This window comes from Pusillimonas noertemannii, assembly GCF_003096595.1.
Lineage (GTDB): Bacteria > Pseudomonadota > Gammaproteobacteria > Burkholderiales > Burkholderiaceae_B > Pusillimonas > Pusillimonas noertemannii.
The window spans coordinates 36,208-62,498 of sequence record NZ_QEKO01000001.1 but is presented as its reverse complement, the minus strand read 5'-3'; the positions used below and the strand labels follow the sequence as shown (position 1 = coordinate 62,498).

Below are 26,291 nucleotides of genomic sequence, written 5' to 3'. Positions count from 1 at the left end.
GTCATGACCTGACACCCTGTCCCTTGACCTGCTTGCATAGCCAGTCGACAATCGTCGGCAGCGTTTGCGGCGTCAAACCCATGTGCCCCCCCGGAAACAAGCGCACCGTCTTGGGCGAACCGCTTCCGATCAGCAGCGATATGTCCTCGACCGGACACTGTCGGTCTTCCTTGCCATTCACCAGCAGCAAAGGTGCGCACGGCTGCTCCAGTACACCCTGGTCCAACAGGGACAAACGTTTGAAACCGCCCAGATACTCACTGTCGTCCGTCGCCCCCAGCATCAAAGAGCGGGTTTCAACCAGTTCCATAAGATAGCTGTCCGGATATCGTGAGGCCTCGACCCACTCTGGCTGGAACATATGGTGGGCGCCACCGCCCCAGTTCACGCAGCCGGCAAGACGCTCGGGCATGAGATGGGCGAGCTTGGTGGCCCAATACCCCCCAAAAGAGCGTCCCAGACAGCCTACCCGCGCGCCCCGGAACTCTGCCTGCCGCTCTACCCAATCGAACGCCGCGATGAACTGCCGCTCAGCATCAGGCACGCCCCGCACGGGTGACTCGCCTGTGCCGGCATTGTCCATCGCTACCGTTGCCACGCCTTGCGCAAGAAATGCGTCCGATGCCGCAGTCATCTGCTCTTTGTACGCATCCACGCCCCCCCACATCACCACGACGGGCGGACGCTCGACACCGGCGGGCATGCGCACGAGAAGCACAATTTCCTTGCCCTCCGCTTCGCGACCCCGGAAGGGAATCACGACTCTTCGTATCGGCTCTTTCCAATGCCGCGCCCCTTGAATGTAGGCTTGCCGCTCGGCAGCCGCGCAACGCTGCTTGGCAGGATGGTTTGGGCAGGGAAAGCGGCCCATGAAATAAAGACCGCTTGCTTTCTGATAAAGGGCCGACGCCAGGCGCCCATCGCCGCCCTGCTCCGCGACATCGGCCTGCAGGCTCACCTGCGCACCCAACTGTTCCCAGTAGCTGCCCCAAGATTCACCGTCCAGCCCGGGAACACCCTGTATCCACTCAATCCCTTCATCCGCCGGCAATGCGTTCATCGGGTGGTTGCGCGCAGCCAGCTTCGCCAACATCCATTCCTTGGCTTCCTGCAGGGACTTGGGACGGCCTGACACCTTGGCGCCTTTCAGCATGTCGTTCACTCTTGTCTCCATGACTCTTGTTGCGCAGCCGTGGCCGGGAGCCTCGGGCTGCCGTTGCACGGCATTACGTTTGGTCATCATAGGGAGCCCTCTTCGATCATGCTGTGCCCGTTCCGCACAATCTTTTGACTGGTTGCGCACCCCACTTGTCTGTCGTTCCAGACGGCAAGCTCAAGACACTTTCGTCCAAGCCCGAAACCATCGCTGAAGCCGCTTCATTTGCTCCTGCGCGCACCATCTTTTGATCCATTGCGCGAAAGCCTCCCTCTCCTGTTGACGCGTCCCCGGGCTTGCCGACTTAATACGCTCAATCGACGCAAAGCCGCCAATAACCGATGAAGAGAGGCACATGACACGTATCAGAACGGCCCTGATAGTAGGGGGAGGCATCGCGGGCATGTCCGCTGCATTGGAGTTGCATAACGCAGGGTTCGAGGTGGACTTGATCGACCTGGATCCTTATTGGCGCGTCTACGGCGCCGGCATCACCATCACTGGGCCTACGCTCCGCGCATTTCAAGGGCTGGGCATACTCGACGAGGTCGTGCAGCACGCCTATACCGGCAATGGAATACAGATCTGCAATGTCGAAGGAGAGCCCATCGATCTCGTGCCCACACCAAGCGCCGGCGCAGGGAACCTGCCTGGCTGCGGAGGAATCATGCGCCCTGTGCTGCACCGCATTCTCTCGGACAGGGTAAAGCGGTGTCCCATACGGGTGCGGCTCGGCGTCACCGTCGAAACGCTGGCGTCGGGCGATGATCGAATCGATGTCAGTTTTTCCGACGGTACGTCGGGCAGCTATGAAATTGCAATTGGTGCCGACGGCCTGTTCTCTCGCGTCCGCAACCTGATTCTGCCCAACGCGCCTCAGCCCGAATATACCGGGCAGACCTGCTGGCGGCTGGTCGCGCCGCGCCCGCCATCCATCGAGCGCAGAACCTTTTTCCTCGGCGGAAAAGTAAAGGTCGGGCTCAGTCCCGTCTCCAAGACCGAAATGTACATGTTCTTGTTGCAGACCACGCCGCGCCCACCGCATTTGCCCGATGAGGCATTGCCGGGGAAGCTCGCCACACTGCTGGAAGGATATGGGGGGCCCCTGGAACACATACGAAAGAGTCTGGGCCCTCGGTCTCGCATTGTCATGCGTCCTCTGGAAGCGTTCTTTCTGCCCAAACCCTGGCATGTCGGCCGGTGCCTGCTGATTGGCGACGCTGCCCACCCCACCACTCCCCATCTCGCCTCCGGTGCGGGCATGGCGGTTGAAGACGCCTTGGTGCTGGGCCAGGAGGCTGCCAGGCACGCCGATGCAGCCAGCCTGTTCGAAGGCTTCATGGGCCGACGCTACAACCGCTGTCGCCTGGTCGTAGAGAACTCCATGGAAATTGGTCGGCGGGAACAACGCGGCGCCCCTGCCTCTGATCAAACTCAACTCGTCGAAGAGTCGCTCATCGCATTGGCCGACCCAATCTAGGCTTGCGGGGCGTTGAAAGACGCCGAATCCCACCGGCCAAACGCATCATTCAAGCCACAACCATCGAATCCACTATGCAACTGACCAATGAACAAACCCTTTCCGCACCGCTTCAACAAGTATGGGATGCACTGAACGATACCGCCATCCTGCAAGCCTGCATTCCGGGCTGCGAAACACTGACCCTTGTGGAAGCCAACCGCTACGAGCTGCAAATTCTTGCAGCCATAGGGCCTGTAAAGGCCAGATTCAAGGGAAAACTGCAGCTATCAGATTTGCAGCCGCCCAAGTCGTACACCATACAGTTTGAAGGCCAGGGCGGCGCGGCGGGCCATGGCAAGGGGGCCGCTACAGTTCTGTTGAAGCCTCAGGATCCAGACACCACCATCCTGCATTACACCGCTACGGCAACGGTGGGCGGAAAAATTGCGCAAATTGGCCAGCGATTGGTGGACATGGCTGCACAGCGGATGGCGGCCGAGTTTTTTTCCAACTTCGAGAAGGCCCTGCAGCCGGTGGGCGAACCTCTGCAGTCGGTCCAGGCCAGTCCGCCAGCCGCCAACGAAGCCAAACCCAGCCTTCCGGCGCGATTCAGGCAGTGGTGGCTGCGGCTGTTCCGGAAGAAAAAATGAAGAACTGTCGTAAACCCTTATGGATAAATGGAATTTCCCTGAAATACTCTACGGTACAGTTCGTCGGGGAGACTCAAGCGACAGCCAAAAAAACTGCGGGCTCCCTTAGGCAAAAACGTGTAAACCGCCTCGACAGGCGGTAACCCGCCCGAGGAAGACAATGCTCAATAAATTCACGTTTTCCAGCCAGGAGACCCCCTGGGCCGATACCTGCCAGGTATTTGAAAACAAGATGGAAAAGCTGTTCGCCGTCAACTTCAATTATCGGGCCGTCGACACCCGGCCGTTACATGGCAATATCACTACCTACAATGGTCCGAGCCTAAGCCTTTCTTCTCTGGAATTCACACCGCACATCGCCTCTTGTTCCGAATCCGCTCCCACCCCATCAACTGCGGTTTTCGTCTCGGTACAAAAGCAGGGGGAAACCCATCTGAAGCAAGCGGATCGCGAATGCGTCACCCAACCGGGCGATATCTTCATTTTTGATCCCAGCAGCCCTTTCAGGCTCGAGTCCAGTACGACCCATGTGTACTCCATGTATGTACCGCGCCGGGCATTACTGGAGCACGTGCCCCATGTTTCCAAGCTCACCGCCACCCGCATCGACGGCAAAGCCGGCGCCGCCGCCCTGCTGCGCGTCATGCTTGACGAGTTGTTTTCCTTGGCCCCCAGCCTGAAGCCCCAGGCGCTCCCGCCCCTGTCCTCCATTTTTCCGCAGCTGGTCTCCACGGTGCTGCTATCCCAGGAGCAATTCGACGGCGTCGGCCCAAGCAGGATGAACGCCTTTCACAAAAGCAAAATACTGTCTTTCATACAAGCGAACCTGCATGACCCTTCGCTGAACGCAACGTCCATTGCCCAAGGAGTGGGGTTGTCGACCCGATACGTGTATCAACTGTTCGAAGACGAGTCGATGAGCCTGATGAAATGGGTATGGGCCCAACGGCTGGAGCAATGCCGAAGGCAAATCATGTCGCCGGTCCTGCGCAACAAGTCCATCAGTGAAATCGCCTACGACTGGGGCTTCTCGGATACGGCGCATTTCAGCCGCGTCTTCAAGGCCGCCTATAAACAAACCCCAAGAGAGTGCCGGGCGACGATGCCTGGTTGAATGGCGAAGCCTGGCCCTCAGCCACCCGCCTCTTGCCCCGAAGGCCCCGAGCGAAAGCCCCGCGCGGTCAGGAACCACACGAAGGCCAGCGCCGCGGCCAGCAGGAACACCTTGCTGGTGTCTCCCTGCGCGCTGATCACGCCCCCCAGCGTTGCGCCGGCAAACACGCCCAGCGACTGGGCCGTATTGTAGAAGCCCAGGGCCAGGCCCTTGTACTCGACCGGGGCAACGCGCGACACCAGCGAGGGCTGCAGGGCCTCGAGAATGTTGAAGGCAATGAAAAAGCCCACCAGCAGCACGACCAGGGTGTAGAAGTTGTGGCTGGCCAGCGGCATCAGGGCCAGCACCACGGCCAGGCCCGCCACGGCGACCTCTAGGGCCACCTTGTGCACGCGCCGGGTCTCGGTGTAGAACACGGCTGGCACCATCAATATGAACGACAGCAATATCACCGGCAGGTAGACTTCCCACAGGTGGGCCGAATCGTAGCCGCCCAGCCTGGAAAGCAGGCCCGGCGCCACCATGAACAGCGCCATCAGGATGAAATGCAGGCAGAACACGCCGAAATTCAGGCGCAGCAGGCCGGCATGCCGCAATACGTCGCGCGGCCTGGCCTGGACGATGGGTTTTTCGACGCGGGGCGCCGAGGGCACAAGGGCCACGGCAATGAACAGACAGACGAAGCCCAGCAGGCTGATGGCCCAGAACAGGCCCGAAAGCCCGAACTCGCCCACCAGCAGGGGGGAAAGCACCAGCGAAGCCGCAAACGAGATACCTATTGAGCCGCCCACCATGGCCATGGCGCGGGTGCGCACCTCGGGGCGGGTGGCGTCGGCGATCCAGGCGGTGATGGCGGCCGAGACGGCGCCCAGCCCCTGCACCACACGGCCCGCGATGATCCAGTTGATGTCGCTGGCCAGAGCGCACATGATGCCGCCCGCCGTAAACAGCAGCATGCCGAATACGATGACGGCGCGGCGGCCATAGCGGTCAGAGGCCATGCCCAGCGGAATCTGCAAAAAGGCCTGGGTCAGGCCGTAGGCGCCCAGCGCGATGCCGACCTTGGCGGCGTCATCGCCCCCGGGCACCGACAGCGCCGCAACGGCAAAGATGGGAGTAAGCAGGAACAGCCCCAGCATGCGCGAGGCGAACAGCAGCGAAAGCATGAGGCTGGCGCGCCGCTCGGTGGGGGTGAGTTTCAGTTTGGCGGGTTGCATCGTTCCCGACGAAAGGGGGTTGCTGGACATAGCCGTCAAGTATAAACAAGCCTGCGAAATCAGGCCTGACGCCCCCCTTAACGCCTCTATCCGGTTCATGCGGGCCACGCGAATTGGCTCGGCGCGCTATAGTAACAAGTTGGCCTTTGAAAGACTTGAACCTGATGGAAGCGATTCGCATCCGGGGCGCCCGTACGCACAACCTGAAGAACATTTCGGTCGACCTGCCGCGCCACAAGCTCGTGGTGGTCACGGGTTTGTCGGGCTCGGGCAAGTCGTCGCTGGCCTTCGACACGCTGTATGCCGAAGGCCAAAGGCGCTATGTCGAGAGCCTTTCCGCCTACGCCCGGCAGTTCCTGCAGCTGATGGACAAGCCCGACGTAGACCTGATAGAGGGGTTGTCGCCGGCGATTTCCATCGAACAGAAGTCCGCCGGCCACAATCCGCGCTCCACCGTGGGCACCATTACCGAAATCCACGACTACCTGCGCCTGCTGTATGCGCGGGTGGGCACGCCCTACTGCCCCGACCACGGCTTGCCGCTGCAGGCGCAAAGCGTCAGCCAGATGGTGGACCAGGCCATGAACTGGGCCGCCAGCACGCGGCTGGCCATTCTTGCGCCGCTGGCGCGGGCGCGCAAGGGCAGCTTCGAGGACGAGTTCGCCGGCCTGCAGGCCCAGGGCTTCGTGCGCCTGCGCGTCGACGGCGAAATGCTTGAAATCGACCGTGTCCCGCCCCTGAAGAAAACCGAGAAGCACGACCTGGACGTCGTCGTGGATCGCCTGCGCATCAAGCCGGAAAGCCGGCAGCGCCTGGCCGAAAGCTTCGAAACCGCCCTTGGGCTTGCCGACGGCAGGGCCATTGCGCTCAATATGGATTCGGGCGAAGAACTGGCCTTCTCCAGCCGCTACGCCTGCCCCCTGTGCCATCACAGCCTGCCCGAGCTCGAGCCGCGCCTGTTCAGCTTCAACAACCCGGTGGGCGCCTGCCCCAGCTGCGACGGCCTGGGCCACGTCGACTTTTTCGACCCCAAGCGCGTGGTCGCCTTCCCCGAGCTCAGCCTGGCCAGCGGCGCGATCAGCGGCTGGGACCGCCGCAATGCCTTTACCCATTCCCTGCTCAGCAGCCTGGCGGCCCATTACGACTTCGACCTGGACACGCCCTTCAATGAACTGGCCGAAGCCGTGCAGCAATGTGTGCTGTACGGATCGGGCGAAGAAGACATCGCCTTTCTGTACCTGAACGAAAAGGGGCGCAGCACGGTCAAGAAGCATCCCTTCGAAGGCGTCATTCCCAATCTCGAGCGGCGCTGGCGCGAGACGGACTCCAGCGCGGTGCGCGAAGAACTGGGCAAGTTCCGCCATACAAAGACCTGTCCGGCCTGCGAAGGGTCGCGCTTGCGCGTCGAAGCCCGCAATGTGCTCATCGGCGACGAGCCCGGCACCCAGCAACGCCGCGGCCGGGCCATCTATGAAGTCGAGGCGCTGTCGCTGGCGGCCTGCCTCAAGTGGTTCCAGGAGCTGGAGCTGAGCGGCGCCAAGAAGGAAGTGGCCAACCGCATCACGCGCGAAATCGAGGCGCGCCTTCAGTTCCTGAACAATGTCGGGCTCAACTACCTGTCGCTCGACCGCAGCGCGGACACGATCTCGGGCGGCGAGGCGCAGCGCATCCGACTGGCCAGCCAGATCGGCTCGGGGCTGACCGGGGTGATGTACGTGCTGGACGAGCCCTCTATCGGGCTGCACCAGCGCGACAACGACCGCCTTATCGAAACCCTGCAGCACCTGCGCGATCTGGGCAACAGCGTCATCGTGGTCGAGCATGACGAAGACATGATCCGCTCGGCCGACTTCGTCGTCGACATGGGGCCCGGCGCCGGCGAGCACGGCGGCCAGGTGGTTGCCCAGGGCGCGCCCGACACCCTCGAGGACAACCCCGAGTCGCTGACCGGGCAATACCTCAGCGGCAGGCTAAGCATCGAAATTCCCAAGCGCCGGCTCATCGCGCCTGACACGCACTGGCTGCGCATCAAGGGCTGCACGGGCAACAACCTGAAATCCGTCGACCTGGCCATCCCGGCCGGACGCCTGGTGTGCATCACCGGAGTGTCGGGCTCGGGCAAGTCCACCCTGATCAACGACACGCTGGCCACCGCGGTCTCGCACGAACTGCACCGCAGCCAGGCTGAGCCGGCCCCCTACGAGGCCATGGAAGGGCTCTCGGCCTTCGACAAGATCATCAGCGTCGACCAAAGCCCCATCGGCCGCACGCCGCGCAGCAATCCGGCCACCTATACCGGCATGTTCACGCCCATACGCGAGCTGTTCGCGGGCGTGCCCGAGGCACGCACGCGCGGCTATGACCCGGGCCGCTTCTCGTTCAACGTAAAGGGCGGCCGCTGCGAGGCCTGCCAGGGCGACGGCGTGGTCAAGGTCGAAATGCACTTCCTGCCCGATATGTACGTGCCCTGCGATGTCTGCGGGGGCAAGCGCTACAACCGCGAAACCCTCGACATCCGCTACAGGGGCCGCAACATCAGCGAAGTGCTCGACCTGACGGTGGAGCAGGCGCTGGACTATTTCGAAGCCGTGCCTGCCATCGCGCGCAAGCTCAAGACACTGATGGACGTGGGCCTTTCATACGTGCGACTGGGGCAAAGCGCCACCACGCTTTCGGGCGGCGAGGCCCAGCGGGTGAAGCTTTCGCTTGAGCTTTCAAAGCGCAGCACGGGCAAGACGCTGTACATTCTTGACGAGCCCACCACCGGGCTGCACTTCCAGGACATCTCGCTGCTGCTCGACGTATTGCGCAAGCTGGTCGAAAGCGGCAACACCGTGGTCATCATCGAGCACAATCTCGACGTCATCAAGACCGCCGACTGGGTGATAGACATGGGCCCCGAGGGCGGGGCCGGCGGCGGACGCATCATCGCCCAGGGCACGCCCGAAGACATCGCGGCCCATCCGGAAAGCCACACCGGCCGCTACCTGAAGCCGCTGCTGAAAGCCTGAACGCCTTGGCGGGGGCGGGCCCTTGCCAAAGCGCTCATGCTTGGCCATGCGGCGGACGGGCTGCCCGCCGCATGATGCCTTACTTGGGATTCAGCTCCTTCCACAGGTCCTTCACTTCGGGCACCTTGTCGAAGGCCACGTTCACCAGGGCGCCGTCGTCGCGCTTCTCGACGCGGCGAATATACATGTCCTGCACGATGTCGCCCTCGTCGGGATCGATGTGGATCATGCCGCGCGGGCTCTCGCCCTTCCAGCTGCGCAGCAGCTTCATCGCCTCGTCGGGGTCGAAATCGGGGCCCAGTTTCGCGATCACGTCGGCCATGGCGTGCATGCCGTCATAGCCCGCCGCGGTCGAATAATTGGGCAATTCGTTGGCGCCGTATTTCTTCTGGTAGGCGGCCACGAACTCTTTGTTGAGCTCGCCATCCTGGTAGGGCGAATACTGGAAGGCCGAAATAATACCCACCGCACGGTCGCCGATGGAGCGCAGGTCGCGTTCGTTCGTCTCGCCGGTGGCAAGCAGCTTGATGCCGGCCTGGTCCAGGCCCATCTGCAGGTAGGTCTTGATAAAGGCGATGCCGGGCGCACCGAAGGGCGTGAACATGAACACCGCATCGGGCTTGGCGTCCTTGGCCTTCTGCACGTAGGGGCCGAAATCGGTGGTGGACATGGGCATGCGCACCTCGTCGACGATCTTGCCGCCGGCCTTGGTGAAGGCCGTCTTGAAGGCCTCGTGCGAATCGATGCCCGGCGCGTAGTCGCTGACCGCCACAAAGGCGGTCTTGATGCCATTGCGGGCGGCCCAGTCGCCCATGGTCGCCGCGCCCTGGTACTGCGAGAACGAGAAACGCACGAAGTACGGCGAACGGCGGGTGATGACGCCGGTAGCCGCATTGAGGATGACGGTGGGGGTCTTGGACTTGGTGATGACGGGGGCCAGGGCCAGGGCGTCGGGCGTCATCTGCAGGCCCGCCAGGAACTTGGCCTCGTCATGGATGATCAGCTCTTGGGCCACCTGCTTGGCCCGCTCGGCCCCGCCCGCCTCGTCGCGGTCGATGACCTGGATCTCGTGGCCGTCGACCTTGCCGCCTATCTTGTCCAGGTAAAGGTCTATGCCGCGGTGAAATTCCTGGCCGTATTCCGAGAACGGCCCGCTGAACGGCGCAATATGGCCGATCTTGACGGTGTCGGCCGCTGCCGTGGCCGACATGGCGCACATCGCCAATGCCAGCATGAGTTTCTTGTGTAGTTTCATGGTCGAGTCTCCTGTGGTTTGCTGCTTTTATGCTGCGTATTCGGGCCCGCTCCGGTAGGCGCGAAAGATCCGCGGCTACCGGGTGTGCGCCCAGTTCAAATCTGCGCCGAGGCCGGCTACGCCGCGGCCTCGCTGCGCACCCCGATCAGCGAATCGAGGCGTTCCTGGTCATCGAGCAGAGCGGCGCTTGACCCGTCGTAGGCAATGCGGCCCCGCACCAGCACCACGGCGCGCGGCGCGAACTCGAGCGCCAGCCGGGCCTGCTGCTCGACGAGGATCATGGTGATGTTCTGCTCTTGACGGATGCGATGCAGCGCCGCGATGACGATGTCGACGATGACAGGGGCCAAGCCCTCCATCGGTTCGTCGAGCAGCAGCAGCTTGGGACCGCCCATCATGGCCCGCCCGATGGACAGCATCTGCTGCTCGCCGCCCGAAAGCTGGTTGCCCTTGTTGCGCCGCCGCTCGGCAAGCCGCGGAAACAGGTCGTAGGTCTGCTCCACGGTGAACCCGCCGCTGCGCGCCGCAACCTGAAGATTCTCTTCAACCGACAAAGAGGGGAAGATCTCACGTTCTTGCGGCACCAGGCCCACACCGAAGCGCGAACGCTTCCAGATGGGCCAGCGCGTGATGTCGACCCCGCCGAGCCTGACCGAGCCGCCCGAACAAACGGTATGGCCCATGGCGGTCAGCAGCAGCGTGGTCTTGCCCACGCCGTTGCGCCCCAGCAGCGCCAGGCACTCTCCGGCGCCGACGCCCAGCGACAGGTCGTCCAGGACGACGGTGGGTCCGTAACCCGCCGTAACGTGGTCGAATACGAGATCGTTAGCCATGGGCCACCTGCCTTTCACCGAAATAGATGGATCGCACGTGTTCGTTGGTGGAAATCTCTTGGGGCGTGCCATGGGCCACCACCCGGCCCCGTTCAAGAACGGTGATCTCGTCGGCGAAGCGAAACACCAGCGCCATGTCGTGCTCGATGATCATGATAGCGATGCTGGGGTCTAGCCGGTCGAGCGCGGAAAGAATGATGCCGCTCTCGCTGGCCGGCACGCCGGCGGCGGGCTCGTCCAGCAGCAGAATGCGCGGATTCAGGCTGAGCGCAATGGCGATCTCGACCAGCCGCTGCAGCCCGTAGCTGAGCTCGCGCACGGCGCGCGCGGCGTAGGCCTCGATGCCCAGCATGCACAGTTGCGCGTAGGCCGCCTCGATGACACTGTCCATCTTGCCCAGCGGCTTGAACAGCTTCCATGCCGTGCCCTGGTGCTCGCTGACCGCCAGCGCCACGTTCTCGAGCACGGTCATGTCCATGAAGAGCGCATTGATCTGGAAGGTGCGCGCCATGCCTTTCTTGACCCGCTGGTATTCGGAAAGGCCGGTGATGTCCTCGCCGAACATCAGCACCTGGCCCGACGAGGGCGCCAGCTTGCCGGTCAGCAGATTGACGAAAGTCGTCTTGCCGGCGCCGTTGGGCCCGATCAGCGCATGCCGGGCGCCCGCGCGAAGCGTGAAGTTCACCTTGTCGGTAACGACCAGCGCGCCGAAGCTGCGATTGAGGTCGCGCGTTTCTAGTACCACTTCGCTCATTTGCGAGCCCCCCATGCAAGCAGCTTGTCGGCCAGCCCAAGGATGCCCCCCTTGCTGTACATGACGACGGCGATCAGCAACACGCCCAGCCACAGATACCAATAGGTGGGGTCGACCCGCGCCAGGTAATCATGCATGATCATGTAGAAGGCCGCGCCGACGAATGCGCCGTACAGACGCCCTACACCACCGAAGATCAGCATGGTCAGCACCCCGGCGGAAAGCTCGAGCGTAAGCACGTTGGGGCCCACGAAGGCATTGACCTGCGCATTGACCGCGCCCGCCACGCCGGCGATGGCCGCCGATACGCCATAGGCCACCACCAGGCGCGACCGCACCGGCGCGCCGATCGACGACATGCGATTGATGTTCTGCTGCATGCCGAACAATGAACGCCCATAGGGCGAATACACCATGTAGCGCACAAGAACGAAGACGACCAGCAGCACGGCCAGGGCGTATACATAGGCCACCCTTGAACGGAAGTCGAATTCGATGAGGCCCATGATGGGGCCGACCACCATGCCCTGCAGGCCGTCGGCTCCGCCCGTGAGCCAGGCCGCCCGGTTGGCAAACTCGGCCCCCATCAGCAAGATGCCCAATGTGAGCATGAGCAGGGCCAAGCCGTGCGTGCGCAGGATGATGGCGCCACTGAGCAGGCCCAGCGCGCCGCACAGCACCAGGGAAAACAGCAGGCCGACCAGTGGCTCGCCCACCCCGTGAATGGTAAGTATGCCGGCCGCATAGGCCCCGGTGCCGAAGAACACCGCATGCCCCAGCGAAGTGATGCCCGCGTAGCCTTGCAAAAGATCGAGCGACAGCGCGAACATCACCATGATCAATATCTGGGTGCCCAGGGCCAGGCTCTTGGGCAGCAGGAAATACACCAGGGCGATAACGATCCAGGGCAGCGCTTCGATGGGACGGAAGCGATGGCGTCGAAGCAATTCGGCCGCCGCCTCGGGCGGAACAGACGTATGGGCTTTCATGTGCGCGAAAAGACTCCGTTGGGACGCCACAGCAACAGCACGACCATGGCGGCGAAGATGAAGAACGCCCCCAGTTCGGGAAGCCAGTACTTGCATGCGGTATCGGTAATACCCAGGATCAGGGCCGCCACGAAGGGCCCGTAGAGCGTGCCCAGGCCGCCCACCGCGACCACGATCAACACGTAGTTGAGCTGGTCGAAGGCATACGAGGGGCGAATGGGCAGGACCTCGGCGCCCAGCGCTCCGCCGAAGGCGGCCAGGGCGCTGCCCAGGCAGAAGGTCAGGATGAATAATTGCTCAGAGCGGATGCCTATCGACTCGGCCATGCGGCGGTTGTCTACCGCGGCACGCAGCTTGGCGCCCAAAGAGGTTTTTTCAAGCAGCAGCGTCATGCTGCCAAAAAGTACGAAGCCCGCGATGATCAGCATGCTTCGATAGCTGGATGCCGAGAAGCTGCCCAGCGATATCTGCGCGCTGAGCGCATCGGGCACCGTCACGTTCTGTGTCGAGGGGCCGAACAGGTAGCGCGCCACCGCCGACGCCACGAAGATGAGGCCGATGCTGAACAGCACCTGCTCGAGCTCGCTGGCTCCGTAAAGGCGCCGATACAAAAGCCTTTCCAGCACGGCGCTGGCCAGCGTGACCAGCAAGGTGGACAAGGCGATGGACAGCCAGAACGGCAAGCCCAGCTGCTCGCCGAAAAACACCAGCCCGTAGCCGCCCGCCATGGCGAACGATCCATGCGCCAGGTTGACGAATCGCATCATGCCCATGGTCAGCGACATGCCGATGGCAATGACATACAGGATCATTGCCGACGACAGGCCGTTGAAAAGCACGCCCAAGATAATATCCAAGGCCTCCTCCTTTTGTTATGTTCTTATTCTGTGATGGACCCGGCGCTTATTCGACCAGCCTGCCGCCCAGCACGCGCACGATCTCGGCCGACTGGCTGACCGTGCCGATGTTGTTGCGCACCGTGGCCAGCGTGCCCTCGTGTCCCGCCTGGCTGTTGCTGCCGACGCAGTCTTCGGCCACCACAATGTTGTATCCCAGGAAAAAACCTTCGCGCAGCGTCGAGTCGACGCATACATTGGTTGCCACGCCCGTGACGACCAGGGTCTTGATATCTTTTTCTTGCAGGACCTCGTGCAGCCTGGTGCGGTAAAAGCCGCTGAAGCTGTGCTTGTCCACCACCGCGTCGCCCTGGGCTGGCGCAAGACAGAAGAAGTCGGCGCCCCAGGTATTTTCAAGGCAGCAGCCTTCTTCGCGGCGCTTGACCCTGTAGGCGTCGGTCAGGTACTTGAAATCGTAGATGGAGCGTATCCAGACCACGCTTACGCCCAGCGGCCGCACGGCCGCGATCAGGCGGTCGATGTTGTCGGCCACCTTGGCCGCAAAGCCCACCTTGTAGTCGCGCTGCTTGTGCAGGTAACCGCCCTCGGCGCAGAAATCGTTCTGCATGTCGATGACCAGCAGCGCCGTGTGCTCGGGGCGAAGCTGAGCGTCGAGGGTTTCCAGCAATGCCGCCATGGCCTACAGCCTCTCGGGTGCGGGCATTACGTGGCCGCATTTGTCGCAGGTGCGAAATTCTTCTGAGTTGTAGAAGTTCTCGTAGGCGCGTCCGACCGGGTCGTTGGTGTAGTGGGCGACGACATAGCTTTCTTCGTGCAGGAAGTGGTCGCAGTTGGGACAGTACCAATGGAAGCGGTCGATCTCGCCGGGCAGCCGGGCGCGCTCTATGACGAACTGGAAGGAATCGGGCGCGAAGCGGGGCGAATGCGGCACCAGGGGCGGCTGGAACAGCACCGAGCCCTCGGGCACATAGGCGATTTCTTCCTTGCCCTCGGGCGTGCGGTAATGCAGGTTCAGGTCGCCTTTAAGCGAATACTGAATCTCGTAGCTGGGGTTCAGGTGAAATTCACTGCGGTATTCACGTCCACGCGCCACGAATGCCAGCGAATCGGGCGTCAGCCACAGCTGGTGGGTGCGCTTGCCGGTCTCGGTAAGATGCTGCATGACAGCCTCGAAATCGAGATTGGGCATCTCGAAGCCGCTGGTCACGATCATTTTGTTCAATGCACTGGCTGTGCTCATGGTGTTCTCCTGAAAAGGGGCCGTTCTTGCCGGGGGCGCCGAGCCTTGGGGCTGCCCGGCAGCAAGAAAGCCCTCTGAGCTTTACACTTGCCGCATGAACACATTCTGTCACGCGGGGCCGGGGCGCAGTTGCGCAAAAACCTTCTAAAGTTGCCGAAACGCTTTATGACACCGCACACCAAGCATCTGAAGGCTTTTCACGCCGTGGCGCGCCTGGGCAGCATGAACAAGGCGGCCGTGGAGCTGTTGCGCGCTCATTCGGCGGTGGCCCATTCCATCCAGCAGCTCGAACAGGGCCTGAGCCAGGTCCTGTTCGAGCGCGCCGCGCGCGGCATGCTGCTGACCGAGGCCGGACGCATACTGAATCGCCGCGTGGAATTCGCCTTGCAGGAAATGGAGGCCGCGCGCGCCGAACTCGACGACATTTACTTGGCCCAGGGGCTGCAGCCGCGCAACGCGCCCATCTTCGCCCTGGCGGTCAACGAGCGCCGCCTGGCCGCGCTGGTGGCGCTGGCCGAGCAAAAGCATATGGGCGCCGTCGCCCAGCAGCTCGACATCTCGCAGCCTGCGGTCAGCATGGCGGTGCGCGACCTGGAAGACAGCATCGGCTTGGCGCTTTTCGATCGCTCGGGCACCCTGTGGCAGCCCACCGCCGCGGGCGAAACCCTCATCAACCACCTCAAGCGCGCAATGTCCCAGCTGCGCCTGGCCAATGCCGAGCTGGCGGCCATGAATGGACAGGTCAGCGGGCAAGTCATCGTCGGCGCCCTGCCCTTCGGCCGGCCCTACATTCTTCCGGCAGCCATCTCGCGGCTGCATCGCAAGCATCCGGGCCTTCAGTTCACCACACTCGAGGCCCCGCTCAAGACGCTCAGCTACGCGCTATGGTGCGGCGACATCGACTTCATCCTGGGCGCGCTCAGCCCCACCGAGCTGTATCCCGATCTCATACAAGAAAACCTGTTCAACGACCGCATGGGCGTCATCGCCCGGGCCGGCCACCCCCTGGGTGAACGTCCCGGCCTGAGCCTGGCCGACACGCTGTCGGCCGACTGGGTATTGCCGCGCGCCGGCACGCCGCCCCGGCAATTGCTGGGCGCCGCCTTCGCCGCGCTGAACCTGCCCGTGCCCGCGGCCACCGTCGAGTCCTCCGACCTGTCGGTCATCAGGGGCCTGCTGCTTGAAAGCGACATGGTCACGGCCGCCTCGTCCCACCTGTTCCACCACGAGATCAGCACCGGCGCCCTGCAGCGCCTGCCCATAGAAATGGCCGAGTTGCGGCGTTCGGTGGGCATATTGCGGCGCACACCCGAACATTCCTCGCCCGGCGCCCAGCTGCTTATAGAGGAAATACGCCTGATGCGCGGTATGCCCACCGGGTCGACGCTTAGCGCGGCGCCCGACAGCTAAGCTTCAGTCCATCCGGAACAGCTCGCGATGCTCGCGGATGGCGTAGCGGTCGGTCATGCCGGCGATGTAGTCGGCGATGGCGCGGGCCTGTTCGACGTCTCCGTCGCGCCGGTACTCGTCCTTGAGCAGGCGCGGGTCGTCGATGAAGGCGGTGAACAGGTCACGCACGATGCGGCGTGCCTTGGTCGTCATGCGCATTACCCGGCTGTGGCGATATAGGTTGGCCAGCAGGAATCGCTTGAGCGCATCGGTCTGGGCCCGCATGGGCTCCGAGAACGCGGCCAGCGGACCCGCCGCCCGCACTTCGTCGGCGCTGCCGGGGCGAGCGCTTTCGATATTGGCGCGTGTGGTTTCGGTCAGGTCGACGATCAGGGTGTTGATCATGGCCCTGATCGTTTCCGAGATGGCGCGCTGGCGCTCGAGGTTGGGATACTTGCGCATTACCGCGGCGTGGTGCACCGCGAATATCTCGATGCGCATCAACTGCTCGATGCGGATCAGGCCCGAGCGCAGGCCATCGTCGACATCGTGGTTGTTGTAGGCGATTTCGTCGGCCAGGTTGGCGATCTGCGCCTCGAGCGAGGGCTGGCTGCGCTCTAGGAAGCGGCGGCCGATCTCGCCCAGTTCGCGCGCATGCGAGGCCGAGCAATGCTTGAGTATGCCTTCGCGGGTCTCGAAGCACAGGTTCAGGCCGTTGAAGGCGGCGTAGCGCTCTTCAAGCTCGTCGACGACGCGCAGGCTTTGAAGATTGTGCTCGAAGCCGCCCGCCGCCGGCGCCATCTCGCGCATGCACGCGTTCAGTTCGTCCTGGCCCGCATGGCCGAAGGGGGTGTGGCCCAGGTCGTGGGCCAGGGAAATCGCTTCGGTCAGGTCTTCGTGCAGCCCCAGGTTGCGCGCCAGGGTTCGCGCAATCTGCGCCACCTCGATGCTGTGCGTGAGGCGGGTGCGAAACAGGTCGCCCTCGTGGTTGATGAAGACCTGCGTCTTGTATTCGAGCAGGCGGAAGGCGTTGCAATGGATGATGCGATCGCGGTCGCGCTGGAACTGCGTGCGGTTGACCGGCGGCGCCTCGGCATGCAGGCGGCCCCGGCTGCGTTCGGGATCGCATGCATAAGGGGCCAGTGCCATCGCCGCCACGCCGAGCCCTATGCGGAGACGGTGCGCTGCAATACTTCTCGCACCGCCTCGTCGGGCGCCGGCTGGCACACGGCCCGCCCGATTTCGGGCAGCAGCACGAAGCGCAACTGCCCGCCTTCGGTCTTTTTGTCAACCTGCATGAGGTCGAGCCAGCGCTCGACGCCCAGGTCGGGGGGAGCGTCGGGGCAGCCGATGGCCCGCACCAACGAGCGGATGCGCTCGACGCTGCCGCGCGGCAGGCCCAGCACGGCGGCCGACAGCTCGGCGGCCTGGATCATGCCGCAACCCACCGCTTCGCCGTGCAGCCATTGGCCATAGCCCAAGCCCGCCTCGATAGCATGGCCGAAGGTATGGCCGAAGTTCAATATGGCGCGCAGGCCGGATTCGCGTTCGTCTTGCGAAACGACGTAGGCCTTGAGCTCGCACGAGCGCCGGATGGCATAGGTGATGGCGTTGTGCTCGAGCGCCCGCAAGGCATCGACATTCTGCTCGCACCAGTCGAAGAAGGGGGCATCGATGATCATGCCGTATTTGATGACCTCGGCCAGCCCGGCCGCGATTTCGCGCTGCGGCAGTGTTTTGAGCACGTCGACGTCGATCTCAACCGCATCGGGCTGGTAGAACGCGCCGATCATGTTCTTGCCCAGCGGATGGTTGACGGCCGTTTTGCCGCCCACGGAAGAATCGACCTGGGCCAGCAGCGTGGTGGGCACCTGCACGAAGCGAACGCCGCGCATATAGCATGCGGCGGCAAACCCGACCATGTCGCCTATGACACCGCCGCCCAGGGCGACCAGCACCGCCTTGCGGTCGAAACGATTTTGCAGCAACGCGTCAAAAATCAGGTTCAGCGTCTGCCAGTCTTTATGCTCTTCGCCGTCGGGCAAGTCTATGCGCAGCACGCGATGCCCGGCTTCGGCCAGCGTCTTTTCGACACCAGCGGCATAAAGGCCGCCCACGGTGGGGTTGGTGACCAGGGCCACCGCGGTGGCGTCGGCCGGAATGCTTTGCGCCAGCAAGCCCAGTCGGCCGGCGCCTATATGAATGGGGTACGCCCCTCCGGGTGTTTCAACATGTACGGTGTTCATCGCGCGTGCTCGTGTTGTTCCAATAACGCAACCAGGTCTTGCACCGCCTGCGAAATGGGGGTGCTGCCGGTGTCGAAGGCAAGGGTGGCCACTTCTTCGTACAGCGGTTCGCGCTGGGCCAGAAGCTGGGCCACCCTGGCGCGGGGGTCGTCTGTTTGCAACAGTGGGCGCTGGCGGTCGCGAGCGACGCGCTGGTACAATTCTTCGCTTGTGGCCCGCAGATACACGACCACACCGCGCTCTTTGAGCATGCCCCGGTTTTGTTCGGCCAGCACGGCCCCGCCGCCCGTGGCCAGCACAATGCCCTGTTGCTGCGAATACTGGTCGAGCAGTTGGCTTTCGCGCCGCCTGAAGCCTTCTTCGCCTTCGATTTCGAATATCACTGCAACCGGCACGCCGCAGCGGGATTCAAGGGCCAGGTCAAGATCCACGAATTCGCGGTTCAGGGCCTTGGCAAGGTGGCGCCCGATGGTGGTTTTGCCCGCGCCCATCATGCCCACGAGAAATATCGGCCTGCCTCCGCCTGCGGCGGGCGCGTCCGGCGCCTGCCCATGGCAGGAAACATCAACCGCAACGGCAGGATTCGCGCGTAAAGAGTCATTCATTTGTGTATTATCCCACTTGCAATCCTTCTTTAGCCCACTATCCTTGCATTAATCCGTTACATTGTCCGCGCACACCTGGTGCCGCGCGGTTTGCCTGGGCTTAAAATCGCCATCAATGAGTTCTACTAAATCCTCTGAAGGCAAGACACGGTCACGCTTGCCGCGATTCCTGATCAAGTCGGCCGTCTTCCTGGCCGGCCTTGGTCTTTGCGGGGCGCTGCTCGGCGCGCTGGCCCTGGCCCTGGCCTGGCCCAATCTGCCCGACCTTACGGCCATGGTCGACTACCGGCCTCGTGTTCCGCTGCGCATATACACCGCCGACAAGGTACTTATCGGCGAATTCGGCGAAGAACGCCGCAATGTGCTGCGCTTCGATGAAATTCCCGACGTCATGAAGTCGGCCATTTTAGCAGCCGAAGACGACCGCTTTTATCAGCACGGCGGCATCGACTGGGCAGGCGTGGCGCGCGCCATGGTGGCCAACATCACCCACATGTCCAAGACACAGGGGGCCAGCACCATCACCATGCAGGTGGCGCGCAATTTCTATCTGTCGTCCGAAAAAACCTACACCCGAAAATTCTACGAGTTGTTGCTTACCTTCAAGATCGAGGCCACCCTTACCAAGGACCAGATCCTCGACCTGTATATGAACCAGATCTTCCTGGGCCATCGGGCCTACGGGTTCGCAGCAGCGTCGCGCACTTATTTCGGCAAGCCCCTCAATGAAATCACCGCGGCCGAGGCCGCCATGCTGGCCGGCATCCCCAAGGCGCCCTCGCGTTTCAACCCCATCGCCAACATGCCGCGCGCCAAGGCCCGCCAGGCCTATGTGCTGGGCCGCATGCTCAGCCTGGGCTACCTTACCGAAGCCGAGTACAAAGAAGCCAAGGCCCAGCCCATCGTGCTCAAGTCCGCCCCCGGCACGCCGGCAGGCGGCTACGCCATCCATGGCGAGTACGTCGCCGAACTTGCCCGCCGGCTGCTTTACAGCGTGTACCAAGACAACGTCTATTCGCGCGGCTTCAACATCTATACCACCATACACTCCAAAGACCAGCAGGCAGCCTACGAGGCGGTGCGCGACGGCATCATGCAATACACGCGCCGCGCGGTCTACCCCGGCCCCGAAGAAACCATTCGCCTTCCCGAAGGCATAGAAAGCGACAGCGTTGCCCTTGACACGCTGCTTGACGATCTTCAAGACAAGTACCCCGACAGCGACGACCTGCTCATGGGTGTCGTGCTGTCGGCCAGCCCCGAAAAGGTCACGGTGGCGCGCAGCTCGCAGCAGATCATCGAGGTTACCGACAAGGACGCCCTCAAGATCGTCGCGCGCGGCCTGGGCAAGAATGCCAAAGACCAATACCGCATCGAACGCGGCTCGGTCGTCTACGTGCACAAGAACGGCGACCACTGGGAAGTCATCAACCGTCCTACGGTGCAGGCCGCCTTCGTGTCGCTTCGCCCCCAAGACGGCGCCATCATGTCCCTGGTAGGGGGCTTCGATTTCGAAGAGCAGTTCAACCGCGTGACCCAGGCCTGGCGCCAGCCGGGTTCGGCCTTCAAGCCCTTCATCTATGCTTCGTCACTCGAGCGGGGCCTTACGCCCGCCACCCAGGTGTCCGACGAACCCTTCATGCTCACGGCCGCGCAAACCGGCTCAAAGGCATGGACCCCAAAGAACTACGGCAACACCTACGAACCCATGCTGACAATGCGGCAGGCCCTGTACAAGTCCAAGAACATGGTCTCCATCCGCATCATGCAGGCAGTGGGTCCCAAGTACGTGCAAGACTACATCACGCGCTTCGGCTTCGACCGCTCGCGCAACCCGGCGGTGCTGCCCCTGGCGCTGGGAGCCGGCAACGTCACGCCGCTGCAGCTGGCGGGCGGCTACGCCGTCTTTGCCAACGGCGGCTATCGCGTGCCGCCCTACCTTATCGACCACGTCACCGACTCCAGCGGCAAGGTCATCATGCAGGCCAAGCCCACCGTCGCTGGCGATGCCGCCGCGCGCGCCATCGATCCCCGCACAGCCTATGTCATGAACGACATGATGCGCGGCGTGGCCACCTACGGCACGGCGGCACGCGTGCACGGCGCGCTCAAGCGCAGCGACATCGGCGGCAAGACCGGCACCACCAACGACTCGCACGATGCCTGGTTCGCCGGCTTCACGCCCAAGCTGGTGGGCGTGGCCTGGATGGGCTTCGACCAGCCCCGTTCACTTGGCTCGCGCGAAACCGGCGGCGGCGCCTCGATGCCCATCTGGCTCGACTACATGCAGGTTGCGCTAAAAGGCGTGCCCGAAACGCCTGCGGGCGACCCGCCCAGCGGGCTCAGCAAGATTGACGGCGACTATTACTTCTCAGAGTTCCCGCCGGGACAAGCCGTGGCCCGCGTGGGGCTGCCCACCCCCGACGAACTGCAGTCCATCGACGGAAGCGGCATCGACGGCAGCGGGGTCGACGGCATCGGCACGCTGCTCGAGCAGCTCAGCTCCACTGGCGGCAACGATGCCGCCCAGGTGCAGCGGGTGCAGTTCTAGCCAGCATGCCGCACCCGGCCCGAACCAGGCAGATGCCGTCCGGGCCGGTCCCTAGGGCCTGTAACCCTAATCTATATAACGACCTTGATGGGCTGGCCGGTGGCCTCGGACACGATCTGGGACAAGGCCTCGGCCATGTGGGGGCCGCCTCGCGTGTCGTTCCATCTTTGTCCGTCGAAGCGATAATGAAAGCCGCCGCTGGGCGCGGCCACCCACATTTCCTGCATGGGGGTCTGGCTGTTGATCACCACGTGGATGGCATCGTCGAACACCAGGGTCAGGACATTTCCGCTGCGATTGGCCTCGATGTCGAGGTCATACAATGAGATCCAGTCATCCGACTGGCTTTCCAGGTCATCCAATATGGCTTCGCTTCTAGCGAGGAATTCTGTTTCGTTCATATCGCACTACCCAATTTTGGAGTTCGTCATGCAAGCGCCCCAAACCAAGACACCCGCCTCAATCAAGTATCGCATTGTAGCCAGCCTGGCCGTGTTTCCCCTGCTGGCCGCCTGCGGCTACAAGGGGCCGCTCTACATGCCTCCGCCGCCGCCCGAAGATTCGCTGACCGCCCCGCCGCAATCGGACGTGCCAGCGCCCTCGCCGGCGCCCGCAGGCGCCGACAGCGCCGACGCCAGCCAGGGCACGGCGCAAACGCTGCCCATCTCCGGCAAGTAAGCGCCTGCCCGCGGCCAACGGCGTTTTCATCTTCATGGACGCCGACCGGGTTTCCCGGTGTTGTATTATTTTGGGCTGCGTGCACAACAAGGTGTGTGCCCGGCCCGATAACGCGCAGCGGCTTCGCAGAACCATGAAGCCGCGCACTCAAATTTTGATTCCATGACAGTCGCCCCTCATTTCGCCTTCAAGAACCAGGTCCTGCACGCCGAGGACGTTCCCCTTGCCGCGCTCGCCCAGGAATTCGGCACCCCCTTGTACGTGTATTCACGCAAGGCGCTGCAAGATGCCTGGCAGGCGTACAGCACGGCAGCCGAAGGACGCAACGTGCTCGTCTGCTTCGGCATGAAGGCCAACTCGAACCTGGCCGTGCTGAACGAATTCCGCCAGCTGGGCTCGGGCTTCGACATCGTCTCGGGCGGCGAACTGGCCCGGGTGCTGGCCGTGGGCGGCGACCCCGGCAAAGTGGTGTTCTCGGGCGTGGGCAAGCAAGAATGGGAAATGCAGGCCGCGCTGCAGGCCGGCGTCAAGTGCTTCAACGTCGAATCTGAGGCCGAACTGGAGCGCCTGGCGCAGGTCGCCGCGCAGATGGGCAAGGTGGCGCCCGTGTCGCTGCGCGTCAACCCCGACGTCGACGCGCACACCCATCCGTATATTTCCACCGGCCTGAAGGAAAACAAATTCGGCATCGCCATTGAAACAGCGCCCGAAGTGTACAAGCGCGCCGCGCAGCTGAGCAGCCTGAACGTGGTGGGGGTCGACTGCCATATCGGCTCGCAGATCACCGAGGTCGACCCCTACCTGGACGCCCTCGAAAAGCTGCTGGATCTGATCAGCGCCCTGGCCGGCGACGGCATCCATATCAAGCACCTCGACCTGGGCGGCGGCATCGGCATCCGCTACACCGACGAAACGCCCCTGACGCCCAAGATGCTGCTGGACAATGTGTTCGAACGCCTGCAGGCGCGAGGCCTGGAGCATTTGCAGATTGTGCTGGAACCCGGCCGTTCGCTGGTGGGCAACTCCGGCGTGCTGCTGACCAGCGTGCAATACCTCAAGCATACTGAAGCCAAGAATTTCGCCATTGTCGATGCCGCCATGAACGACCTGCTGCGGCCCACTTTGTACGATGCCTGGCACAGTGTCGAGCAAGTGGCCCAGCCCGCCGGGCAACGCCCGGCCGACGCCAAGACCTACGACGTGGTAGGCCCCATCTGCGAAAGCGGAGACTGGCTCGCGCGCGACCGGCAACTGGACCTGCGGCAGGGCGACCTGCTGGCGATCATGTCGGCCGGCGCCTACGCGTTTACCATGGCCAGCCAGTACAACACCCGTCCCCGCCCGGCCGAGATCATGGTCGACGGAGGCAGCTATCAGGTGGTGCGGCCCCGCGAAACCCTTGAAAGCCTGTTCGCCGACGAGAAGGTGCTGCCCTAGCCCGGTTGCCGGGCCGGCCCGCGAAAGCAGGCTTAAAATAGACGGCTCCGGGCGCAAGCCCCGAGCCGTCTTTTACTGCGCAAAGGCTCTTGGCCCTACATCTTGCACTGCTCGTAATAAGCGTCTTTGTGGTCTTTCAGCACCACGTCCACCGCGTGCAGTGCCGCCTTGCCGTTTTCATCCTTCACGACGTCGACCCGATACCAGTCGGTAATGGGGAAGTGGTTGGTGTTGTACTTGAAGTCGCCGCGTATCGACTTGAAATCGGCCGCCTCGAGCGCCTTGCGTAGGGCTTCTTTGTCTTTCATGTTGCCGTCGACCTTGCGAATGGCCGAATCGAGCAGATTGGCAGCGTCATAGGACTGGGCGGCATACTGCGACGGAACCCGGTTGTACTTGGCCTGGAAGGCTTTCACGAACTGCTGGCTTTGGGGGTTGTCGAGGTTGACCGCCCATGGCGCGTTGGTGATGGCGCCCAGGGCCAGGTCCTGCAGGGCCGGCAGGGTGGAGCCGTCTATCGTGGCGGCGGAAATGAGCGGCAGCGTGCCCAGCAGGCCCGCCTGGCGATATTGCTTGACGAAGTTCACCCCCATGCTGCCCGGATACATGACATACACCGCGTCGGGCTTGGCCTGCTGCAGTTGGGCGATTTCGACCGAGTAGTCCAGCTGGCCGATCTGGGTATAGACCTCGTCCAGCACCTCGCCCTTGTAGAAGCGCTTGAACCCGGCCAGGGCGTCTTTGCCCGCCTGGTAGTTGGGCGCCATGAGATACATGTTCTTGTAGCCCAGCTTGGTGGCGATTTCGCCCGCGCCCTCGTGCAACTGGTCGTTGTTCCACGAGGTGGAGAAGAAATACGGCGAGCATTCGGCGCCGGTCATGGGCGACGGCCCGGCATTGGAGCCGATGAGAAAGACCTTGGCATCGAGGATGGGCGTACGCGCCGCCATCATCACGTTGGAAAAAATGATGCCGGTGACGAAGTCGACCTTGTCATTGTTGACCATTTTGCGCGCGATCTGCACGCCCTGCTCGGGCTTCATCTGGTCGTCTTCAATGATGACGGTGACGTCTTGCCCGCCCAGCTTGCCGCCGTTCTGCTCGACCGCCAGCATGAAGCCGTCGCGCTGGTCCTGCCCCAGCGCCGCGCCGCCGCCCGACAGCGTGGTGATCAGGCCGATCTTGATTTCAGCCTGCGCCGCCGCGCTTATGGCCGCCGCCCCCAGGGCAACAAGCGATGCGCTGATTAATTTCTTGATGTGCAGTGACATGACCCCTCCGTGATATGAGCATGATGGAGTCATTCTAGCCACGTGCATCGCTTGCCCGTATACGGGTAAACGCTTCTTCGGCGTGCCTAAAGGCCTTCTTCGGTTCCAACCTTCGCACATTTCCGCTACGCGGAATACCCGGACGTGCTCGACATTGCGCCGACGGCCCCGGACCGGATGACAAGGCCTGGCCGGGCAGGCCAAGGCCCCGGTCGCCCGTCTACAGCTCGCCGTAGGAATGCAGGCCCGACAGGAACATATTGACTCCCAGGAAGGCAAAGCTGGTGATCAGCAGGCCCGCCAGCGCCCAGTAGGCCGCCATGGTTCCTCGCAGCCCCTTCATCAGCCGCATGTGCAGCCAGGCAGCGTAATTGAGCCAGACGATCAGGGCCCAGGTTTCCTTGGGATCCCACTGCCAGTAGGTGCCCCAGGCGTCGGCCGCCCACAGCGCTCCCAATATGGTGGCCACCGTAAAGAAGGCGAAACCCACCGCAATGGCGCGGTACATGATGTCGTCGAGGATTTCGAGCGAAGGCAGCTTGCGCGAGATGGGCCCGCGCATGGCCAGGATGGCGCCCACGATAATGGCGCCGATGCCGAAGTAAAGCATCCAGGTGGGCGACAGCTCGCGCGAGCCGAACATCATGGGCTCGGCGCACAATATGGCTCCCAGCAGGAACAAGGGCAACAGCTTGCCCCAAGAGCGGGTCTGTCCGTGCTCTTTCACGAGATAGGCAAAACCCACCATTGCCGCCAGCGAGAACGTGCCATAGCCGATAAAGTTGGCCGGCACGTGTATTTTCATCCACCAGCTTTTCAGGGCCGGCACCAGCGGCTGTATCTGGAAGGCCTCGCGCGTGAACGAATACCACAACAGGAAAATGACCGACGAACTGACCACCAGCAGCACGAAGCCGCCCAGCGCCCGCGTGGCATAGCGGCGCTCGTAGTACAGGTAAAACAGCGCAGTGATCAGGGCGAACAGCACGAACACTTCGTACAGGTTGCTGACAGGAATGTGGCCGATGTCGGGGCCCAGCAGATGGCCCTCGCGCCAGCGCACCAGCAAGCCGGTGGTGCCGGCATATACCGCGCCCCAGGTCAGGGCCGTGCCCAGCCAGGCGGCGGTCTTGCTGGCGTAGCCTATCCAGTAGCAGATGGTGGCCAGGAAGAACAGGGCACACATCCACAAGATGGCCGACTGGGAAGAAAACAGGTATTTGAGCAGGAAGATGCTTTCGGAACGTGTGATGTCGCCCTGCGACAAGCCACCTCCGCCGCTGTACAGCCAGATGGCGAGCAATGCCGTCACGCCGCTGGCCACCATGAGCACGCGCAGCGGGCGCCACAGCCAGCCCATCCACGAGAAGCCCACCACGGCCCCGCACAGGATGATCTTCTCGTAGTAGTCCATGTTGCCGCTGTACGCGTACAGGGCGTAGGCCGCCCCCGCCGCCAACAGCAGGAAGAACGCGGCGTCAGTCCAATTGGGCTTGCCGCGCTGGCCGCGCGCGTCGCCGCTTGCGGTCATGGTGTCCTGCCATACAGGATGGTTGTAGGTCGATTCGGTCATGGA

Annotated in this window: 23 protein-coding genes; 8 read left to right on the top strand and 15 right to left on the bottom strand. The window is 63.0% G+C overall.

Going from position 1 to position 26,291, the window contains the following annotated elements; genetic code table 11:
- Window position 1: 1 nt before the first annotated feature.
- Entirely contained in the window at window positions 2-1,153 is a 1,152-nt protein-coding gene (locus C7440_RS00330) for an alpha/beta hydrolase family protein (protein WP_243410838.1), read from the bottom strand.
- Window positions 1,154-1,511: 358 nt separating this feature from the next.
- Here C7440_RS00330 and C7440_RS00325 point away from each other — a divergent pair, with 358 nt between their 5' ends.
- From C7440_RS00325 to C7440_RS00315, 3 genes are all read left to right on the top strand, one after another.
- Window positions 1,512-2,636: an FAD-dependent oxidoreductase gene (locus C7440_RS00325; protein ID WP_116517014.1), complete on the top strand. Its 1,125-nt coding sequence runs from the start codon at window positions 1,512-1,514 to the stop codon at window positions 2,634-2,636.
- A 74-nt stretch (window positions 2,637-2,710) separates the two neighbouring features.
- A complete protein-coding gene (locus tag C7440_RS00320) occupies window positions 2,711-3,268 on the top strand; it encodes an SRPBCC family protein (RefSeq protein WP_116517013.1) in 558 nt (185 codons plus the stop codon).
- A gap of 160 nt (window positions 3,269-3,428) precedes the next feature.
- Window positions 3,429-4,382 carry a helix-turn-helix domain-containing protein gene (locus tag C7440_RS00315; protein WP_116517012.1) on the top strand — a complete coding sequence of 318 codons (954 nt, stop codon included), beginning with the start codon at window positions 3,429-3,431 and terminating at the stop codon, window positions 4,380-4,382.
- 17 nt (window positions 4,383-4,399) lie between these two features.
- On the opposite strand, the gene C7440_RS00310 is transcribed toward C7440_RS00315, so the two are convergent.
- Window positions 4,400-5,599, bottom strand: coding sequence for an MFS transporter (locus C7440_RS00310; protein WP_243410792.1), 1,200 nt, complete (start codon window positions 5,597-5,599; stop codon window positions 4,400-4,402).
- Between the two features lie 164 nt (window positions 5,600-5,763).
- Here C7440_RS00310 and uvrA point away from each other — a divergent pair, with 164 nt between their 5' ends.
- Complete coding sequence (gene uvrA / locus C7440_RS00305; RefSeq protein ID WP_116517010.1) at window positions 5,764-8,610, top strand: excinuclease ABC subunit UvrA; 2,847 nt, start codon at window positions 5,764-5,766, stop codon at window positions 8,608-8,610.
- 79 nt (window positions 8,611-8,689) lie between these two features.
- On the opposite strand, the gene C7440_RS00300 is transcribed toward uvrA, so the two are convergent.
- The 7 genes from C7440_RS00300 to C7440_RS00270 all read right to left on the bottom strand — a co-directional run bounded on the left by C7440_RS00300 (window position 8,690) and on the right by C7440_RS00270 (window position 14,538).
- Window positions 8,690-9,865, bottom strand: a complete 1,176-nt coding sequence (locus C7440_RS00300) for an ABC transporter substrate-binding protein (RefSeq protein ID WP_116517009.1) — start codon at window positions 9,863-9,865, stop codon at window positions 8,690-8,692.
- 116 nt (window positions 9,866-9,981) lie between these two features.
- A complete protein-coding gene (locus C7440_RS00295; RefSeq protein WP_017524050.1) occupies window positions 9,982-10,698 on the bottom strand; it encodes an ABC transporter ATP-binding protein in 717 nt (238 codons plus the stop codon).
- Entirely contained in the window at window positions 10,691-11,452 is a 762-nt protein-coding gene (locus tag C7440_RS00290) for an ABC transporter ATP-binding protein (RefSeq protein WP_017524049.1), read from the bottom strand. The genes C7440_RS00295 and C7440_RS00290 overlap by 8 nt, the downstream gene beginning before the upstream one ends.
- A complete protein-coding gene (locus C7440_RS00285; protein WP_017524048.1) occupies window positions 11,449-12,441 on the bottom strand; it encodes a branched-chain amino acid ABC transporter permease in 993 nt (330 codons plus the stop codon). Before C7440_RS00285 ends, C7440_RS00290 begins: the two co-directional genes overlap by 4 nt.
- On the bottom strand, window positions 12,438-13,298 hold the full coding sequence (locus C7440_RS00280; RefSeq protein ID WP_017524047.1) for a branched-chain amino acid ABC transporter permease: 861 nt from the start codon (window positions 13,296-13,298) through the stop codon (window positions 12,438-12,440). The genes C7440_RS00285 and C7440_RS00280 overlap by 4 nt, the downstream gene beginning before the upstream one ends.
- A 46-nt stretch (window positions 13,299-13,344) precedes the next feature.
- Entirely contained in the window at window positions 13,345-13,974 is a 630-nt protein-coding gene (locus tag C7440_RS00275) for a cysteine hydrolase family protein (RefSeq protein WP_116517008.1), read from the bottom strand.
- Between the two features lie 3 nt (window positions 13,975-13,977).
- Window positions 13,978-14,538, bottom strand: coding sequence for a 3-hydroxyanthranilate 3,4-dioxygenase (locus tag C7440_RS00270; protein ID WP_243410791.1), 561 nt, complete (start codon window positions 14,536-14,538; stop codon window positions 13,978-13,980).
- Window positions 14,539-14,703: 165 nt separating this feature from the next.
- Between C7440_RS00270 and C7440_RS00265 the strand changes: the two genes are divergently transcribed.
- Window positions 14,704-15,948, top strand: coding sequence for a LysR family transcriptional regulator (locus C7440_RS00265; RefSeq protein ID WP_243410790.1), 1,245 nt, complete (start codon window positions 14,704-14,706; stop codon window positions 15,946-15,948).
- A gap of 3 nt (window positions 15,949-15,951) precedes the next feature.
- Here C7440_RS00265 and C7440_RS00260 read toward each other — a convergent pair whose 3' ends face one another.
- The 3 genes from C7440_RS00260 to C7440_RS00250 are packed head-to-tail and all read right to left on the bottom strand — an operon-like array spanning window position 15,952 to window position 18,778.
- A complete protein-coding gene (locus C7440_RS00260; RefSeq protein ID WP_116517006.1) occupies window positions 15,952-17,076 on the bottom strand; it encodes a deoxyguanosinetriphosphate triphosphohydrolase in 1,125 nt (374 codons plus the stop codon).
- A gap of 17 nt (window positions 17,077-17,093) precedes the next feature.
- Window positions 17,094-18,173 carry a 3-dehydroquinate synthase gene (aroB, locus tag C7440_RS00255; protein ID WP_116517005.1) on the bottom strand — a complete coding sequence of 360 codons (1,080 nt, stop codon included), beginning with the start codon at window positions 18,171-18,173 and terminating at the stop codon, window positions 17,094-17,096.
- The gene (locus C7440_RS00250) at window positions 18,170-18,778 is read right to left on the bottom strand and encodes a shikimate kinase (RefSeq protein WP_026067859.1); all 609 of its coding nucleotides are present in this window, start codon (window positions 18,776-18,778) and stop codon (window positions 18,170-18,172) included. The genes aroB and C7440_RS00250 overlap by 4 nt, the downstream gene beginning before the upstream one ends.
- Before the next feature lie 115 nt (window positions 18,779-18,893).
- Between C7440_RS00250 and C7440_RS00245 the strand changes: the two genes are divergently transcribed.
- A complete protein-coding gene (locus tag C7440_RS00245) occupies window positions 18,894-21,329 on the top strand; it encodes a penicillin-binding protein 1A (RefSeq protein ID WP_116517004.1) in 2,436 nt (811 codons plus the stop codon).
- 71 nt (window positions 21,330-21,400) lie between these two features.
- On the opposite strand, the gene cyaY is transcribed toward C7440_RS00245, so the two are convergent.
- Entirely contained in the window at window positions 21,401-21,730 is a 330-nt protein-coding gene (gene cyaY, locus C7440_RS00240; RefSeq protein ID WP_116517003.1) for an iron donor protein CyaY, read from the bottom strand.
- 28 nt (window positions 21,731-21,758) lie between these two features.
- On the opposite strand from cyaY, the gene lptM reads away from it, so the two are divergent.
- Together lptM and lysA are read left to right on the top strand one after the other, a co-directional pair.
- The gene (gene lptM, locus C7440_RS00235; RefSeq protein WP_116517002.1) at window positions 21,759-22,007 is read left to right on the top strand and encodes an LPS translocon maturation chaperone LptM; all 249 of its coding nucleotides are present in this window, start codon (window positions 21,759-21,761) and stop codon (window positions 22,005-22,007) included.
- Between the two features lie 162 nt (window positions 22,008-22,169).
- Window positions 22,170-23,444, top strand: a complete 1,275-nt coding sequence (gene lysA / locus C7440_RS00230; protein ID WP_116517001.1) for a diaminopimelate decarboxylase — start codon at window positions 22,170-22,172, stop codon at window positions 23,442-23,444.
- Between the two features lie 95 nt (window positions 23,445-23,539).
- On the opposite strand, the gene C7440_RS00225 is transcribed toward lysA, so the two are convergent.
- Both C7440_RS00225 and ccsB read right to left on the bottom strand, forming a co-directional pair.
- Window positions 23,540-24,715 carry an ABC transporter substrate-binding protein gene (locus C7440_RS00225; protein ID WP_116517000.1) on the bottom strand — a complete coding sequence of 392 codons (1,176 nt, stop codon included), beginning with the start codon at window positions 24,713-24,715 and terminating at the stop codon, window positions 23,540-23,542.
- 220 nt (window positions 24,716-24,935) lie between these two features.
- Entirely contained in the window at window positions 24,936-26,288 is a 1,353-nt protein-coding gene (gene ccsB / locus C7440_RS00220) for a c-type cytochrome biogenesis protein CcsB (protein ID WP_017524035.1), read from the bottom strand.
- Window positions 26,289-26,291 lie beyond the last annotated feature (3 nt).

Excerpts from the sequence above, each read along its gene's own strand:
- C7440_RS00330 (WP_243410838.1), bottom strand. The coding sequence starts at position 1,153 with ATGCTGAAAGGCGCCAAGGTGTCAGGCCGTCCCAAGTCCCTGCAGGAA.
- C7440_RS00325 (WP_116517014.1), top strand. The coding sequence starts at position 1,512 with ATGACACGTATCAGAACGGCCCTGATAGTAGGGGGAGGCATCGCGGGC.
- C7440_RS00320 (WP_116517013.1), top strand. The coding sequence starts at position 2,711 with ATGCAACTGACCAATGAACAAACCCTTTCCGCACCGCTTCAACAAGTA.
- C7440_RS00315 (WP_116517012.1), top strand. The coding sequence starts at position 3,429 with ATGCTCAATAAATTCACGTTTTCCAGCCAGGAGACCCCCTGGGCCGAT.
- C7440_RS00310 (WP_243410792.1), bottom strand. The coding sequence starts at position 5,599 with ATGCAACCCGCCAAACTGAAACTCACCCCCACCGAGCGGCGCGCCAGC.
- uvrA (WP_116517010.1), top strand. The coding sequence starts at position 5,764 with ATGGAAGCGATTCGCATCCGGGGCGCCCGTACGCACAACCTGAAGAAC.
- C7440_RS00300 (WP_116517009.1), bottom strand. The coding sequence starts at position 9,865 with ATGAAACTACACAAGAAACTCATGCTGGCATTGGCGATGTGCGCCATG.
- C7440_RS00295 (WP_017524050.1), bottom strand. The coding sequence starts at position 10,698 with ATGGCTAACGATCTCGTATTCGACCACGTTACGGCGGGTTACGGACCC.
- C7440_RS00290 (WP_017524049.1), bottom strand. The coding sequence starts at position 11,452 with ATGAGCGAAGTGGTACTAGAAACGCGCGACCTCAATCGCAGCTTCGGC.
- C7440_RS00285 (WP_017524048.1), bottom strand. The coding sequence starts at position 12,441 with ATGAAAGCCCATACGTCTGTTCCGCCCGAGGCGGCGGCCGAATTGCTT.
- C7440_RS00275 (WP_116517008.1), bottom strand. The coding sequence starts at position 13,974 with ATGGCGGCATTGCTGGAAACCCTCGACGCTCAGCTTCGCCCCGAGCAC.
- C7440_RS00270 (WP_243410791.1), bottom strand. The coding sequence starts at position 14,538 with ATGAGCACAGCCAGTGCATTGAACAAAATGATCGTGACCAGCGGCTTC.
- C7440_RS00265 (WP_243410790.1), top strand. The coding sequence starts at position 14,704 with ATGACACCGCACACCAAGCATCTGAAGGCTTTTCACGCCGTGGCGCGC.
- C7440_RS00260 (WP_116517006.1), bottom strand. The coding sequence starts at position 17,076 with ATGGCACTGGCCCCTTATGCATGCGATCCCGAACGCAGCCGGGGCCGC.
- aroB (WP_116517005.1), bottom strand. The coding sequence starts at position 18,173 with ATGAACACCGTACATGTTGAAACACCCGGAGGGGCGTACCCCATTCAT.
- C7440_RS00250 (WP_026067859.1), bottom strand. The coding sequence starts at position 18,778 with ATGAATGACTCTTTACGCGCGAATCCTGCCGTTGCGGTTGATGTTTCC.
- C7440_RS00245 (WP_116517004.1), top strand. The coding sequence starts at position 18,894 with ATGAGTTCTACTAAATCCTCTGAAGGCAAGACACGGTCACGCTTGCCG.
- cyaY (WP_116517003.1), bottom strand. The coding sequence starts at position 21,730 with ATGAACGAAACAGAATTCCTCGCTAGAAGCGAAGCCATATTGGATGAC.
- lptM (WP_116517002.1), top strand. The coding sequence starts at position 21,759 with ATGCAAGCGCCCCAAACCAAGACACCCGCCTCAATCAAGTATCGCATT.
- lysA (WP_116517001.1), top strand. The coding sequence starts at position 22,170 with ATGACAGTCGCCCCTCATTTCGCCTTCAAGAACCAGGTCCTGCACGCC.
- C7440_RS00225 (WP_116517000.1), bottom strand. The coding sequence starts at position 24,715 with ATGTCACTGCACATCAAGAAATTAATCAGCGCATCGCTTGTTGCCCTG.
- ccsB (WP_017524035.1), bottom strand. The coding sequence starts at position 26,288 with ATGACCGAATCGACCTACAACCATCCTGTATGGCAGGACACCATGACC.